Raw genomic sequence first — 14,360 nt, 5'->3', positions numbered from 1 at the left:
AGCCTTTTTGACTGTGTAAACAAACAGTGATTTTTATGCATTATCTGCACTATATACATCAATGAGTTAGGGGGTAGTTTCGCCATTAGCTAGCCTGCCTTGATCTCACCGTGTGGGACCATAACCCAGTCGATATGATTGCTGGTATAAATCTTCGTTGACTTGGCGTCACTATGAGCCATCCTTCCTTGAGGATCGATACCCTGACTATCAAACAAATGCGCGGCCAGCGCCCTTATCTCGTGAAATGTTGGGCGCTCATCCATTGGAAGATGGTCACATAATCCAAGCTTGTCACGTAGTGCAGAGAACGAACGGCTAAGATAATCAGGTGCTACCTGAGTAGGGTGTGAAACCTCTTTACTACGTTTGTTATTTCGTTCAGGTATTCGATGTACGACATATGGGCTGGCAACACTATCCCGGCTATCGTCAATAATCCTCTTCAGCTCCCCTCCAATTGGGATCGCTACGTGTGATGCCTCTTTCTTTTGAACCTTCTGACGATGGATGTACAACGTACCGTATATCCCGTTTTCAGGTTCGTCTAACCATACACATCCACAAACGCCGTTTTTCGGTTCTCTTATCGAATATTTTATTCGTGAAACTTCTAGGCGGGCATGTGTCGTCTGCAGCGCCAAATCCATAGCTGTTTTTAACCATGGCTCAGCAGCGTTTCTCATTGCAATGAAGATATCAAAAGGAAGGCGCTTACGTTTCTTCTCTTCAACACGTCGCATTTTTTTACGCGCTGCCGGGTTATCCATCATTAATGATTCATCAACTGCATAAGAGAAAAGTTTTTTGAGAAAGCTTACCTTTCGGTTTTGAACGTTAGCGGATGCATCAGCATGGTACCGATTAATAAATTGGTTCACGTGTTCAAGCTCAATGTCACAAGCCGGGATATTGGAAAAAAATTCCTTTACCCTGAACACGTCATTATTCCAATCATCCAGGGTGCTTGGTGATGGTTTTTCATCGGCAACGGCGCGGGACATAATTCGGTCAACATGGTCACTGAATGGTTGAGCTTCTCCATTAATTCCGCCCGAGTCTCTAATCAAGCTTTCAACTGATGGCACATTTTCAGGTCGCATTCTGAGGTTGTATTCTTTTGCAATGGCGATTGCCATTATGCGATCAGTTCCAATGCTTTTACGTTTTCCGGTTATAAGCGTAAAGCGATATTGGCCTGTTGCTTTATCAAAAAGCAGGAAGTCAGGGAGATTGCGGTTCTCCCTTTTGCGTGGTCTTGCGGCCATGTTAATCCTCTTGAATTAACTGACGAACTCTTTCACTGACAATTGAGTCAACGCCCCATTTTTCTGAGGAACTAACCAGGATCGTACCATCTACGATACGGCCCTGAAGCTTACCGTTTTCAATCCAGCGTCGGATAGTTCTGTTATCTGGAACAGAGCCTGGTTCAAACTCTCGCTTACCCCACAGACTCGCCTTCATCAACTTGGCCATGGCTATTCTCCACTTAACCGGCTGCACCCGGCTATCTCTTATAGAAAATGCAAGATGAGCAACCACCACGGAGACCATCATTGCAGGTACGACATCTTTTTGTTTCGGTGTAATAGAGCTGGTGGACCATCTCTTTCGGCATGAGAACCGGCATCGGCACGCGGATAACCAGCTTTTTGATCCTGTCGACTTCTCCGGCCAGATCCAGCATGCGGGAGTGACAATACTCTGCCTCTTCGCGCCACCAGGCTACGTCTGCTTTAAGGCGGCGCATGCGCCGCTGTTTGAGTTTACTGGCCATCAATGTTCACCTTGATAGCGAAGACCTCCACCGGGTCAGGCCCGAAGTGCGGGTGTGTTATCACCTTCACTTCGTAGCCGCCGTAAGGGACATCGATGCGCTTACTCAGGTCATCGCGCTTTGGATAGCCACGGGTGATAATCAGGCGGTCATAATTCCTTGCCAGAATCCGCTTGCTCCAGAATGATGTTACCAGGCGATACTCTTCTGTTTTCTCGCCGGACTTCATCTGGTCGAAGTATTCACCGTTAACAGCAAGCTGCAGGTTAGCCATCACTTCACCTCCTGCTGCGGTGCTGCTGGCAGTTCCATCCAGTGAGTTACGCGCCCGCCATTATCGCTTTCAACCCACCACCGATCACCATTCCATGAACAGTTCCATTGATAGTGGCTTTTACCAAGGCAATTCTGTTCTTCGACATAGCACCAATAACGACCTTCAGCTTCCGGCATCCGCCCGCTTACCGGAATCCAACCATCCGGCATCACCGGAGAGTTGCCAGACACGACGTCGGCGCGAACATATAGCGTGTCGTCAGGGTGCTGATTGTCGCTGCACCACGTTAATTCGCTGAACTCGCCGTTCTCCGGCCATACTCCAGCAGTCTGAAGCCAAATATGCTCTGGCGCATCCTTGCATGGCGTATTGGCTGGCAACTTGTAATCCGTCGTTACAGGTTCGGCACCCTGAAGCATGGCGGCTCGTCCTTGCCATCCTTCCCACATTGCCGCCATCATCATGAACCAGACGTTTCCACAGCCAGCCTTTTTGTTATCAAAGAACCAGTCAACAAACTCTCGGCTCATCCCGTTCTGCTCTGCTATTTCGTAGCGATTATCCATTGCTTTTCTCCTGGTCCAGCATGGCGGCGCGGCAGGCATTCCACATATCAGCAGCAATACAGCACGCATATTCATCTGGGTTAGCAGTTGGAAGAATGCCTTTGATGACCTCGTAATCCGGTTCAATGGCTGGAGGCACAAAAGCCGGAACTGGAGCAGAGTAAACAGGCATAACGTCGCTTTGCCCTCTATTGCTCTCGTCAGTAAGAGACCAGAACAGCCTGCCTGCGGGATGCTTGAAGATGTACGCCACAGCCTCCGCTTCGAGCGATGTCAGCGCGATACGCGCCAGCTCCAATTCAATTGACCATGTGCGTTCTTTGAGAGGCTCTAACTCTCCTGCCAGCATCATTTCTGCAAACTCAATACGCGCGTGCGCAGAAGCGATAAGCTGCTCTTTGGTGAAGTTGATCATGGGTTAGTCCCTCTCAACGTCGAGCATTTCGTCGTAGTCATATTCGGTTTACCGGCCTCAACAACTACCGTGATTGCGGGAACGGACTGAAGGTTGATCTGGTTAAGCAGCCTGAGCTATTGGCCGAAGATGTTTACGCAGCCAGAAGCGCGGCGTGGTTCTTCGCCACTAAGGGATGCCTGAAGTATTCCGGCGACCTGCTGCAGGTGACGAAGATTATCAACGGCGGAACGAACGGACTGGAAGATCGTCGCGCTCGCTTCGGTCAGGCCAAAACGGTACTGGTGTGAGGTTAATATGGAATTAGAAACAATCATTGGTCTTGCTGCGCTGGTCATGGCTGCTATCGCGGGTGCCTTTGGCATTGGTCATTCACGCGGAACCAGCAAAGCGGAAGCCAAAGCAGAAAAGCAGCGCACCGAAGAAAAGGCTGCAGCCACTGAAGCAGTAGCCGAACGCCGGGTAGAAGCAACGAAAGAGGCCAGCAATGTACAGCAGACTGTTAACCGCATGCCTGATGACGATGTTGATCGCGAGCTGCGTGACACGTGGGAGCGTCCCGGTGGTGGTTGATACCGCCTGTGACTGGGTAAAGCCAATCTACCTGACCGATCATGATATTGACGTCATGGACCGCCAGACGAAGAAAGACATCCTGGCGCATAACAAAGCGTGGCAGGCGAACTGCCAGAACACCAAAGAGAAGCATAGAACTGGATTTAACTAGTTCGTCGAGTTATCAATCAGCGGCGAAATGTTCAAGTCAAATCGCCCGCCTATTAATGTTTTCACTATACCAACACTGTCAGCCATGCTATGAAGCGTTGCCAAGTTGGTCAGTTTTATTGTGGATTTTTCAGGAATGACGTAACAAGACCTTCAAGGAATTGATAAACAGTCGATGCATTTGCAAAAGCTGATAAATATTCAAATAAACCAGACTTTGAAATGGCTTGTTTTTTCTGTTCAGACTTAGCTTCACTGTAATCTTTTACTAGTTGAGTCAGTTCTTCTGGCTTTGTGAGCAATTTATCTAAAAGTAGCTGCCACTCTTCCTCGCTACCGTGCTGCAAAAAGCCGATTCGGCATGATTGAGCATTTGTATTGATGAGTTCGGCATCAACTCCTTTACCGAACACAAATCCAACCCCACAGTCTACGGCGCTGCAACCTGTCATTTTGATCATTTAACCCTCCGAACTGACATATGTTTTGTTTAATCAGATTAATCCTAACATATAACACTTAATGAATAATTAGGTGTTAATCACGCTGACAGAAGCTACTGACTTCCGATAGTGGCTTTTTAATTGGAGTAAATATGCAGGTCACTATTGATGGTGTCCCATATGCACCCGTCTGCGCAATTTCATCGAAGATCGGGATTGCAATAACGACACACCAGCGCGCCGACGTTCTGAAACGAACGCTAGAACAGCACATGAAGCACCTGCCAGCCGGTGCGCTGATGGTGGTTATCGATGACGGTTCAAGGCCTGCAGCGGTAGTGCCACACGGCGTGCAACTGCTTCGCCATGAAACATCACTCGGCATTGTTGCTTCGAAGAACGCCAGCCTGTCAGCCCTGATAGATGCCGGGTGCGAGCATCTTTTTTTATGGGATGATGATGCCTGGCCGATCGCCGATAACTGGCACCTGCCATATATCGAATCTACAGAGCCGCACCTGGCTTATCAGTTTCTCGATCTGGCTGGTCCGCGAAAGATTAACGATATGACCGTTCTGTACCGGGATGATAAGCATATTGCTTACACTGGGCAGCGCGGAGTGATGTTGTACTACCACCGCAGCGCCATCGAGAAGGTGGGCGGGTTCGATCCGGTGTATGGCCGGGGCATGTATGAGCATCCTGATCTGGCGCTTCGGATTTATAACGCTGGCTTAACGTCCTGGGCGTTTGCTGATGTGGTTGGCTCTGAAAAGCTGATTCATTCGATGGATGAATACGAAGAGGGCGCGCGCAGCATACCGAGGCCTGAACGTGAAGCGCTCGATAAAAAGAACGCTGTGATTTACGGGCAGCGCCGGGATTCAGGATATACAGGCTATGCCGAATATAGATCTCAGCGCGATGTGGTAATAACAACGTTGCTTACCAGCCAGCCAGACCCGCAGCGCGGTACGAAAATGGCGGCCGAACCTGACATGCTGGCTAAATGGGCCTCATCACTTCGGAATTGTGGCCGTATCGCGCTGGTGGATGAACTGCAGACGGCACCGGCAGGCGTTGAGCTGTATCGTGTTCCTGACGTGAAGATGAATGTCTACTTCCGGCGCTGGCTGCATATCTGGCAGCACCTGCGCGATCACCCTGAATACCGGTTCGTCTGGTGTACTGATGGTACCGATGTCGAAATGCTCCGCGCACCGTGGGAAGAGATGCAGCCAGGTAAGGTTTATGCAGGTTCAGAACCGAAGACCTACGCCGACACCTGGGCGAAACAGAATCATCCTGAGCGTATCTATCAGGAATTCATTGAAGCGCACCGCGGTGATGTGATGCTTAACGCTGGTCTGCTGGGTGGCAGCCGCGCTGATGTAATGGCGTTCGCTCACGGCATCATCCGTCTTTACTACCGGATCGAGAGTTATCGTTTCTGGAAGAAAGAACAGGCTGGCGCTGCTGTGGGCGATATGCTGGCGTTCGGTATTGTCGCGCAGTCATTCGCTGACAGGCTGGTCACCGGACCTCTGGTTCATACCGTTTTCAAAACTGATGGAATCGGTGGGGAGGCTACATGGTGGAAACACAAGTGAAGTTTGCGGTTATCGGACACCATTCCCGATATAAGCAGGCATCGCGCCTTGCTGGACTTCTCGGAGATGTACTGCTGATTGATAGCGGAGACCATGGCGCAAACTGGAATCATCGCCGCGCGCTTGAATGGGCTTCATGGCAGGATTGCCGGGTAGTGATAATCGAAGATGACGCATTGCCTGTTCCAGATTTTATTGAGCAGGTTAGCGAATGGCTTAACCGCTTCCCGGAATCGCTGGTGAGTTTCTACCTGGGTACGGGGCGACCACCTCAGTATCAAATGCAGATAGCTGAGCGGCTGATTGTTGCTGATAAGACTCAGGCTGATTACATCACGCTGCAGCGGCTTATACACGGCGTTTGTTATAGCGTACCCCCTCAGAATATTGAACGAGTCCTTTCTCGATGGGACAGCAGCAAGCCAGCGGATTATGCCGTTGGTGATGCCTATGGCGGCGCTGTGGTTTATCCGTGTTACTCGCTGGTGGATCATGCTGACGGCGAACCGGTTGAGCGTCACCCTGACTCAGCGCCACGAACAGAACGCCGCCGGGCGTGGAGGTTAGCCTGATGCCTGCGTTAATACCGAGAGCATGCCGCAAGCGTGGCTGCCCTGGCACAACCACCGACCGCTCAGGCTATTGTCCCAAACACCTTAATGAAGGCTGGCAGCAGCATCAGCGAGGACAGAGCAGGCATCAGCGAGGTTATGGCAGCAAGTGGGACAGGCTGCGCCCACTCGTTCTCGACAGAGATAAGCACCTTTGTCAGGAATGCCTGCGAAATGGAAGGTATACACCCGCTGAGACGGTGGACCACATCACCGCCAAAGCAAATGGGGGGACCGATGACCTGTCCAACCTCGAAAGCCTCTGCAAGCCTTGCCACAGGGCGAAGACAGCGGTCGAAAGACTCAAATGACATCAATTCTCATTTGAATCGAAAGAGGGGGAGGGAGGGTTGAAAGTTCAGGAACGACGCGCCAAAGGACCGCCGCCTAACCTCTTTTCACATCGCCGCAGGTTAGAAAACTTTTTTATGGGGTCCCCCATTCGATGATTAATAGGAGTTTTCGATTATGTCTGGACCACCGAAAACCCCGACCCATCTACGTTTGGTGAGGGGTAACCCATCAAAACGCCCGATCAATGAGAACGAACCAAAACCCCCTTCAGGGGTACCCCCAACGCCGAAGCATTTCGACAAGCAGGGGAAATACTGGTTTAAACGGATGGCCGACGAGCTTGATGCTATCGGTGTGATGTCTCAGCTGGACGCAAGAGCCCTTGAGTTGCTGGTTGAGGCTTATACCGAATACCGGCATCACTGCGACACGCTTGAAGTTGAGGGCTACACCTACCGGACCGAAACGCAGAGCGGGGATGTGCTGATCAAGGCTCACCCGGCGGCCATTATGAAAGCTGATGCCTGGAAACGTCTGCGCGCCATGCTCGGTGAGTTTGGCATGACGCCAGCCAGCCGCTCTAAGGTGAATGCCAAAGGTCCTGATGCGGTTGATCCGCTTACTGAGTTTATGAAAGCGAGGGATTAATGGCTAAGGTTGCAGAAGGCATCCGCTACGCCGAGAGGGTGGTGGCGGGGGAAATTATTGCCTGTGAGTATGTGCGCCTTTCCTGTCAGCGTTTTCTTGACGATCTGGCACACGGCGAAGAGCGCGGTATTTTCTTCAGTGAGCCGCGCGCGCAGCACATTCTGAATTTCTATAATTTTGTGCCTCACGTAAAAGGCGCTCTGGCAGGCCAGCCTATCGAGCTGATGGACTGGCATGTTTTCATCCTGATTAATATTTTTGGTTTTGTTATCCCGCTGGTTAACGAAGAGACGGGGGAAACCGTTCTGCGTAACGATGGCAGCGGTCGGCCGGTGATGGTTCGGCGTTTCCGTACAGCAGATGTTGAAGTGGCCCGTAAAAATGCCAAATCAACGCTTTGCTCCGGTGTGGGGCTTTATATGGCTGGCGCTGACGGTGAGGGCGGGGCGGAGGTTTATTCCGCTGCTACCACCCGTGACCAGGCGCGAATTGTTTTTGAAGACGCGAAAAATATGGTCAAGAAGGCGAAAGCCACTCTTGGGCGGATCTTCGAATTCAACAAGCTCGCTATCTACCAGGAGCAAACCGCCTCCAAATTCGAGCCTTTATCATCAGATGCGAACAACCTCGACGGCCTGAACATCCACTGCGCCATCGTCGACGAGCTGCATGCTCATAAAACCCGTGACGTCTGGGACGTTCTGGAGACGGCCACCGGCGCGCGCCTGCAATCGCTGCTTTTCGGTATCACCACCGCTGGCTTCAACAAAGAAGGTATCTGTTACGAACTACGCGATTACGCAATCAAGGTCCTGCGCGGCCTGGTTAAAGACGATACGTTTTTTGCCATCATCTACACCTTAGATGAAGGTGACGATCCCTTTGATGAAAAAGTCTGGCAAAAGGCGAATCCGGGGCTGGGTATCTGTAAGCGCTGGGATGACCTGCGCCGCCTTGCTAAAAAGGCGAAAGAGCAGGTTTCGGCCAGGATTAACTTTTTCACCAAACACATGAATATCTGGGTTACCGCTGAATCTGCCTGGATGGACATGATGAAATGGGAAAAATGCGAGTTTATCGCCCCGCAGCACGAACTTAAAACCTATCCCTCATGGGTGGGCGTTGACCTTTCAAACAAAATTGATATCTGTGCAGCCGCTAAAGTCTGGCGCGCGCCAGGTGGTCACGTTCATGCGGATTTTAAATTCTGGCTGCCAGAGGGACGCCTTGAGAAGTGTTCACGCCAGATGGCAGAGCTCTATCGTAAGTGGGCCGAGATGGACAAGCTGATCCTTACCGACGGGGATGTAATCGACCATTCTCAGATTAAGGAAGAGCTGCAGGTGTGGGTTGCTGGCGAAAGTCTGAAAGAAATAGGCTTCGATCCGTGGAGTGCGACGCAGTTCAGCCTTGCGCTGGCAGAAGAAGGGCTGCCGCTGGTGGAGGTACCGCAGACGGTTCGCAATTTCTCGGAGGCGATGAAAGAGGTCGAAGCACTGGTATACGGTGGCCGCTTCCATCACAGCGATCACCCGGTAATGAACTGGATGATGTCCAACGTAACCGTCAAACCTGACCGGAACGAGAACATTTTCCCTAACAAGTCCACACCAGAGGCCAAGATTGATGGCCCGGCGGCATTGTTCACTGCAATGAGCCGCGTTCTGGTTAACGGTGGCAACGACCAGCAGGATCTCTCCGGATTCTTCAATAATCCCATCATGGTAGGTTTCTGATGAAAAAAAACAAACAGCCAGGCAGGGTGAAAAGCGCTCTGCTTAACTGGCTTGGTGTGCCTATCAGCCTGACTACCGGCACGTTCTGGGAGGAATGGTTTGGCACCAGCAGCAGCGGAAAGGTGGTCACGGCCGATAAAGCCATCCAGCTATCGGCTGTGTGGGCATGCGTAAGACTGTTAAGCGAGTCTATTTCAACCCTTCCGCTGAAAATATACGTTCGACAGCCTGACGGTTCGCGTAAAGCGGCAACCGATCATCCGGCCTATTCGATACTGTGCCGCCGACCCAATTCAGAAATGACACCATCACGCTTTATGTTGATGGTGGTCGCCAGTATTTGCCTGCGCGGGAACGCCTTCATTGAGAAGAAATTCATCGCAAACCGCCTGGTTTCGCTGGTGCCTTTACTGCCGCAGAACATGGTGGTTAAACGTCTCACTACCGGGGCGCTGGAATACAAATACACTGAAAACGGAAACGAGCGCGTCATTCCGGTCAAAAGCATCATGCACATTCGCGGGTTCGGTCTGGATGGTGTTTGCGGCATGATGCCGATGAAGACTGGCCGGGATGTGATCGGTTCAGCAATGGCGGTTGAAGAGTCTGCGGCGAAAATCTTCGAACAGGGTCTGCAGAGTTCAGGATTCCTCTCTTCTGATAAAGCTCTGGATGATACTCAACGTGAAAAACTTCGCGGTTACATGGCGGCGTTTACCGGTTCGAAAAACGCCGGGAAAATCATGGTTCTTGAGGGTGGTTTGACGTACCAGGGCGTGACCATGAACCCGGAAGATGCTCAGATGCTCGAAAGCCGCGCATTTAGCATTGAGGAGATCTGCCGCTGGTTTCGCGTGCCGCCTTTCATGGTTGGTCACACCACGAAACAAAGCAGCTGGGCATCCAGCCTGGAAGGGATGAACCTGCAGTTTCTGACTCATACACTTCGACCGCTGCTGGTGAATATTGAGCAGGAAATTGGCCGGTGCTTACTCGACAGCGATGATGAAGTGTTTGCAGAGTTCTCTGTTGAAGGTCTACTGCGGGCCGATAGTGCCGGTCGCGCGGCATACTATACCAGCGCGCTTCAAAATGGCTGGATGTCCCGTAATGACGTTCGTCGTCTTGAGAACATGCCGCCAATTGAAGGGGGCGATATTTACACTGTTCAGCTCAACCTGACGCAACTGAAAAATCTCGAAAGCAGCAACCCTGCTGTTCAGGCACTGGCCCTGCGAGAGCTGCATAACCACGTATTCCCCGATATTTCCTTTGAACAATCTCCGCTGAAACAGGCCGCTTAGGAGCACTTTCCTGATGAGCAAAAAACAACTTCCGGTAGCACCGGCGGGTCGCCCCTGCGCGCGCGTTACCTGTGAAACATTACCGTCCGCACTGGACCGCTGGGACGGCGGGATCAAAGCGGCGGCCACCGACGATAACAGTATTTCTGTTTTTGATGTTATCGGGCAGGACTACTGGGGCGAAGGGGTAACCGCTAAACGTATTGCCGGTGCGCTTCGGGCGATGAACGGCGCCGACGTTACGGTGAATATCAACTCACCGGGCGGCGACATGTTCGAAGGTCTGGCTATTTATAACCTGCTCCGCGAATACGAAGGCCGTGTAACGGTGAAGGTGCTGGGCATTGCCGCCAGCGCCGCCTCGATAATTGCGATGGCCGGGGATGATATTCAGATTGGCCGCGGTGCCTTCCTGATGATCCACAACTGCTGGGTCTACGCGATGGGAAACCGCCATGATTTTGCAGAACTGGCACAGTCACTGGAACCCTTCGATACCGCTATGGCTGACATCTACGCCGCGCGCTCCGGCCTTGATATGGCCGCTGTGCAGAAGCTGATGGACGCGGAAAGCTATATCGGTGGCAGTGATGCTGTGGCGAAGGGACTGGCAGACAGCTTGCTTTCTGCAGATGCGGTCAGCTACAGCGCCTTTCCCATGACACATCGACTGAAATGGACGCGCTCTGCTATGAGTTTATGGACAGGGTAATTTTCACAGATGATATACCGGGTAACCAGACGCTAAGTTGTCTGATTGAGGAGATGAGTTATAACAGCAGCATCATTACGCTGACACTCAGTGAAGCACCTGACTGGACATTCCCAAATCCACGGGTTGTAATTCGTGATCAGGAGGGAATGGCATCAGCGCTGCTTGTTCCAACCCGGATAGATGACTTTACTCTGACTGTTCCATACAGCAGCGCGCTATCGCCTGAAACGTGGATAATGGGGGATCCTTCAATTGAGCCACCACGTCTGATGTTCTGTTCTTCAACTCGCGTTGGTTATGACGCTCTTATAGGTGAGATATCACCGGGAAGTGACGGAACTAATGATGTGACGGCAATCCAGTACAACCCAGCAAAATATCAGTATGACGATGCAAGTTACCCCGGCGACGTCGCTTAGATAATAGTTAATAACAAACCTGCTTCGGCGGGTTTTTTTATTTCTGAGGAAGCTATGACAACCTATAATACAGGCAATCCGATTGGTTCTATTGACCCTCGTGATCTATATGATAACGCTGAAAATTTGGATAATTTATCTCTGGACATGGTAAACGAGACATATCCAGATCGCCTTGGGAGACAAAGGAAAACGTGGTATGGTTTTGAAAAAGATGTAAATAGGGCAATTCAGAACTATGGCTATATCACGAAGGATTCTTTTGAAGATGGTAGCACCATTAGCCTTGCTAACGAGTGCTTACGGTGGAAGAGCAACGGCGAGTATTACCGATGGGACGGGGCGCTACCCAAAGTAGTCCCCCCTGGTTCTACACCAGATAGCACTGGGGGTATTGGTACAGGTAAATGGGTCAGTGTAGGTGATGCATCATTAAGAACCGAACTTGCCTCATCTGCATCAGGAAAGGGTGTTGCACTTGTTTACGGGGCTGTGAAAAAGTCAGGAGATGAATTTACAGGCCATGTTGATATGCCTTCACTTACCGTAAAATCAACATTCGGCAATGTTATAGTTGGCGATCAGCCTGTTGGGGTACCTGGCGCGGTTTGGCCATTACCAGACTCATTACGTGACTCTATAAACGTTAGTCGCTTACTTTCAAATACACCATTCAACTGCCATGCCTTTTCTGACAAAACAGTTTTAAGTCAGGGTACTGCAATAGATGGTTACGGAGCATTTGACTCAACGGTCATTATCTACGGTAGCCATCATCAGGATCATGCTCACTCTTTCCAAGACCGTGTTAGTTACCGTGGATCTAATCGACTTGATAATACATATGGTTACTATTCTGCTCCAACTATATCTGGATCAGGTACAGTTGGAGACCGTAGAGGAATATTCATAAATGATGTTTCTATTTTTGGTGGAGGAACACTAGAACAGCAAACAGGCGTTTATCTTGAAGACTTAAAGGCAGCATCTGGTATCAACGTAGCGTATCAAACTAGGCAAACCACTGGTTACACGTTCTACGCGCCAAATTCCGCCAGAATGTACCACAAGGGTGCAGCAGGATTCGGGTATGATCCAGTGCAAGCTGATACGAATTTTGCAATTCATTTCCGTGGCTCTGCACCTTCAACTTCATACTACGGTTTTTTGCATACCGATAATTCAGGCGCTTCACTTGGCGTAAGCCAAGATACAGCAATACTTTTTATTCAAGGTGGTTCAGTAAGAGCAAAAATAAAGCCTCAGGCTACCACTCTCAGTGCGTTCACACCTGGTGATGATAATCATACCCCGAATGGTGATGCAGAAAATAGATGGTCTGTTTTTTATGGCGGCACTGGGGCTATAAATACATCTGATGAAAGAGAAAAGACGCAAATAACCTCTCTTAATGATGACCATAAATTGGGGGAATATGAGATCGATACTATTCTTGATGCATGGGCTACCGTTTCTATTTCGGCCTTTAAATGGATCGAAATGGTAAATCGCAAGGGTGAAGATGCCCGCTGGCACTTCGGTGCAGTTGCCCAGCAGGTTAGAGATGCTTTCCTGAGTCATGGCATTGACGCTACAAAATTTGGTTTACTTTGTTATGACAAATGGGATGAAAAGTACGAAACAAAAAATGGTAAGCCTGAGGTTGTTGCGCCTGCAGGAGATAGATGGGGGCTTCGGCCTGATCAGTGCGCTTGGCTGGAAGCAGCTTATCAGAGAAGAAGATCTGAACGCTTGGAATCAAGAATATCAGCACTTGAAAATCTGCAATCATTAAAAAATTCGTGAAGTATATTTTTAATTTTGTCTTAATAGTTTTATGGTATCAGTACATCCAGTAATAGGCGTGGAAGTTGGTTGTATTGCCGGTATGTTCGTCAACCTTGCGACATCGAAAATCCTCCTTTTCCTTAAGGAATTGAGAAATTAAAACACCATATTTAGCAATGCATTAGCCCACTTCGGTGGGTTTTTTTGTTGCCTGCATATTGATCGACGCCACCTATCTATATTACTGTATATTCATACAGTAATATTTGAGGTTACTATGCCACGTATAGCAGATATACAAACCGCTTTCAGGGCAGCCATACAGCAAAACTCTAAGGGCTATCTCTACCTGCATACAGATAAATTCATCGCTGAACTACAGAAGAGGCACTGGCATTTCAGCCAGGCAGATGCAAATTCATGGATTGAGCGATACCAGCCAGATTTTGCCGATAAGACGATAAACGGAAGCGATAATCGCTATTGGATATTGCGTAACATGGGGAGGATTTTCTAATGGGATTTCCTTCACCGGCAATGGATTATCAGGAACAGAGACTGACTATCGATCTGCTATGCGGAATTGATGGGAACTGCAGGGTAATAGAAACATCCTGTGGTTGGGCAGTGATTAACATTGCTCTGAGGCCTGAGCAGGGAGATACGCTACTGGTAAGAATGGATAACAGGAACGAGTTTGCAAAGCTATACGGGGCAGCATTGATAACTGAAGATGGTGAAGCGATAGAAGGCGACGCGCTGGATGATGTAACTGTATATGGCGTTCTAACGCACAGTCTCAACCGGGTTGGTAACGATGATTGCCCGACAATTTAAAGCAGGGTTCAACCATCATTTCACCATCGTTTCGCCATCAAAATTTTACGGTAACAAAAAACCAGCCATAAGAGGCTGGTTTTCAATGTGATTTTGGTCGGCACGAGAGGATTTGAACCTCCGACCCCCGACACCCCATGACGGTGCGCTACCAGGCTGCGCTACGTGCCGACGCATGAAAAGAATACTAC

The 14,360-nt window shown here is 50.0% G+C and carries 18 protein-coding genes, 1 tRNA gene and 3 pseudogenes; 14 read left to right on the top strand and 8 right to left on the bottom strand.

Annotated features, from left to right (window positions below; all coding sequences use genetic code 11):
* Window positions 1-89: 89 nt before the first annotated feature.
* The 6 genes and pseudogenes from OTG14_RS11620 to OTG14_RS23830 all read right to left on the bottom strand — a co-directional run.
* Complete coding sequence (locus tag OTG14_RS11620; RefSeq protein ID WP_267215098.1) at window positions 90-1,268, bottom strand: phage integrase Arm DNA-binding domain-containing protein; 1,179 nt, start codon at window positions 1,266-1,268, stop codon at window positions 90-92.
* 1 nt (window position 1,269) lies between these two features.
* Window positions 1,270-1,479 carry a hypothetical protein gene (locus OTG14_RS11615; protein WP_032659100.1) on the bottom strand — a complete coding sequence of 70 codons (210 nt, stop codon included), beginning with the start codon at window positions 1,477-1,479 and terminating at the stop codon, window positions 1,270-1,272.
* A 31-nt stretch (window positions 1,480-1,510) separates the two neighbouring features.
* Window positions 1,511-1,780: a hypothetical protein gene (locus OTG14_RS11610; protein ID WP_267215097.1), complete on the bottom strand. Its 270-nt coding sequence runs from the start codon at window positions 1,778-1,780 to the stop codon at window positions 1,511-1,513.
* A complete protein-coding gene (locus OTG14_RS11605) occupies window positions 1,770-2,054 on the bottom strand; it encodes an ASCH domain-containing protein (protein WP_267215096.1) in 285 nt (94 codons plus the stop codon). The genes OTG14_RS11610 and OTG14_RS11605 overlap by 11 nt, the downstream gene beginning before the upstream one ends.
* Window positions 2,054-2,623: a DUF551 domain-containing protein gene (locus OTG14_RS11600; protein WP_267215095.1), complete on the bottom strand. Its 570-nt coding sequence runs from the start codon at window positions 2,621-2,623 to the stop codon at window positions 2,054-2,056. Before OTG14_RS11600 ends, OTG14_RS11605 begins: the two co-directional genes overlap by 1 nt.
* 150 nt (window positions 2,624-2,773) lie before the next feature.
* Window positions 2,774-2,975: pseudogene (locus tag OTG14_RS23830) on the bottom strand (hypothetical protein); the annotation flags it as partial.
* 95 nt (window positions 2,976-3,070) lie between these two features.
* Here OTG14_RS23830 and OTG14_RS11590 point away from each other — a divergent pair.
* The 3 genes and pseudogenes from OTG14_RS11590 to OTG14_RS11580 form a co-directional block, all read left to right on the top strand.
* A pseudogene (locus OTG14_RS11590) lies at window positions 3,071-3,328 on the top strand (glycoside hydrolase family 19 protein); the annotation flags it as partial.
* Window positions 3,329-3,335: 7 nt separating this feature from the next.
* Window positions 3,336-3,611 (top strand): hypothetical protein, encoded by a 276-nt coding sequence (locus tag OTG14_RS11585; protein WP_267215094.1) that lies wholly within the window; start codon window positions 3,336-3,338, stop codon window positions 3,609-3,611.
* Window positions 3,562-3,765: a hypothetical protein gene (locus tag OTG14_RS11580; protein WP_219998871.1), complete on the top strand. Its 204-nt coding sequence runs from the start codon at window positions 3,562-3,564 to the stop codon at window positions 3,763-3,765. Before OTG14_RS11585 ends, OTG14_RS11580 begins: the two co-directional genes overlap by 50 nt.
* 115 nt (window positions 3,766-3,880) lie before the next feature.
* Here OTG14_RS11580 and OTG14_RS11575 read toward each other — a convergent pair whose 3' ends face one another.
* Window positions 3,881-4,225, bottom strand: coding sequence for a hypothetical protein (locus OTG14_RS11575; RefSeq protein ID WP_259142394.1), 345 nt, complete (start codon window positions 4,223-4,225; stop codon window positions 3,881-3,883).
* A gap of 134 nt (window positions 4,226-4,359) precedes the next feature.
* On the opposite strand from OTG14_RS11575, the gene OTG14_RS11570 reads away from it, so the two are divergent.
* From OTG14_RS11570 to OTG14_RS11520, 11 genes and pseudogenes are all read left to right on the top strand, one after another.
* Window positions 4,360-5,817 (top strand): glycosyltransferase family 2 protein, encoded by a 1,458-nt coding sequence (locus OTG14_RS11570; RefSeq protein ID WP_267215093.1) that lies wholly within the window; start codon window positions 4,360-4,362, stop codon window positions 5,815-5,817.
* Window positions 5,799-6,389 carry a hypothetical protein gene (locus tag OTG14_RS11565; protein WP_404997304.1) on the top strand — a complete coding sequence of 197 codons (591 nt, stop codon included), beginning with the start codon at window positions 5,799-5,801 and terminating at the stop codon, window positions 6,387-6,389. Before OTG14_RS11570 ends, OTG14_RS11565 begins: the two co-directional genes overlap by 19 nt.
* Window positions 6,389-6,739: an HNH endonuclease gene (locus OTG14_RS11560; RefSeq protein WP_267215092.1), complete on the top strand. Its 351-nt coding sequence runs from the start codon at window positions 6,389-6,391 to the stop codon at window positions 6,737-6,739. Before OTG14_RS11565 ends, OTG14_RS11560 begins: the two co-directional genes overlap by 1 nt.
* 157 nt (window positions 6,740-6,896) lie before the next feature.
* Window positions 6,897-7,370 carry a phage terminase small subunit P27 family gene (locus OTG14_RS11555; protein ID WP_053528461.1) on the top strand — a complete coding sequence of 158 codons (474 nt, stop codon included), beginning with the start codon at window positions 6,897-6,899 and terminating at the stop codon, window positions 7,368-7,370.
* Window positions 7,370-9,106 carry a terminase large subunit gene (locus OTG14_RS11550; RefSeq protein ID WP_267215091.1) on the top strand — a complete coding sequence of 579 codons (1,737 nt, stop codon included), beginning with the start codon at window positions 7,370-7,372 and terminating at the stop codon, window positions 9,104-9,106. Before OTG14_RS11555 ends, OTG14_RS11550 begins: the two co-directional genes overlap by 1 nt.
* Window positions 9,106-10,410, top strand: coding sequence for a phage portal protein (locus tag OTG14_RS11545; RefSeq protein ID WP_267215090.1), 1,305 nt, complete (start codon window positions 9,106-9,108; stop codon window positions 10,408-10,410). The genes OTG14_RS11550 and OTG14_RS11545 overlap by 1 nt, the downstream gene beginning before the upstream one ends.
* Before the next feature lie 13 nt (window positions 10,411-10,423).
* Window positions 10,424-11,053 (top strand): annotated as a pseudogene (locus tag OTG14_RS11540) (head maturation protease, ClpP-related); the annotation flags it as partial.
* 122 nt (window positions 11,054-11,175) lie between these two features.
* Window positions 11,176-11,544: a hypothetical protein gene (locus OTG14_RS11535; RefSeq protein ID WP_267215089.1), complete on the top strand. Its 369-nt coding sequence runs from the start codon at window positions 11,176-11,178 to the stop codon at window positions 11,542-11,544.
* Window positions 11,545-11,598: 54 nt separating this feature from the next.
* Entirely contained in the window at window positions 11,599-13,350 is a 1,752-nt protein-coding gene (locus tag OTG14_RS11530; RefSeq protein WP_267215088.1) for a tail fiber/spike domain-containing protein, read from the top strand.
* Between the two features lie 259 nt (window positions 13,351-13,609).
* A complete protein-coding gene (locus OTG14_RS11525; RefSeq protein WP_267215087.1) occupies window positions 13,610-13,849 on the top strand; it encodes a hypothetical protein in 240 nt (79 codons plus the stop codon).
* Window positions 13,849-14,169 carry a hypothetical protein gene (locus tag OTG14_RS11520; RefSeq protein ID WP_267215086.1) on the top strand — a complete coding sequence of 107 codons (321 nt, stop codon included), beginning with the start codon at window positions 13,849-13,851 and terminating at the stop codon, window positions 14,167-14,169. Before OTG14_RS11525 ends, OTG14_RS11520 begins: the two co-directional genes overlap by 1 nt.
* Before the next feature lie 94 nt (window positions 14,170-14,263).
* Here OTG14_RS11520 and OTG14_RS11515 read toward each other — a convergent pair.
* A tRNA-Pro gene (locus OTG14_RS11515) sits at window positions 14,264-14,340 on the bottom strand.
* Window positions 14,341-14,360 lie beyond the last annotated feature (20 nt).

It is taken from the genome of Enterobacter pseudoroggenkampii, assembly GCF_026420145.1.
Lineage (GTDB): Bacteria > Pseudomonadota > Gammaproteobacteria > Enterobacterales > Enterobacteriaceae > Enterobacter > Enterobacter pseudoroggenkampii.
This window is presented reverse-complemented; position numbering and strand designations above follow the sequence as displayed.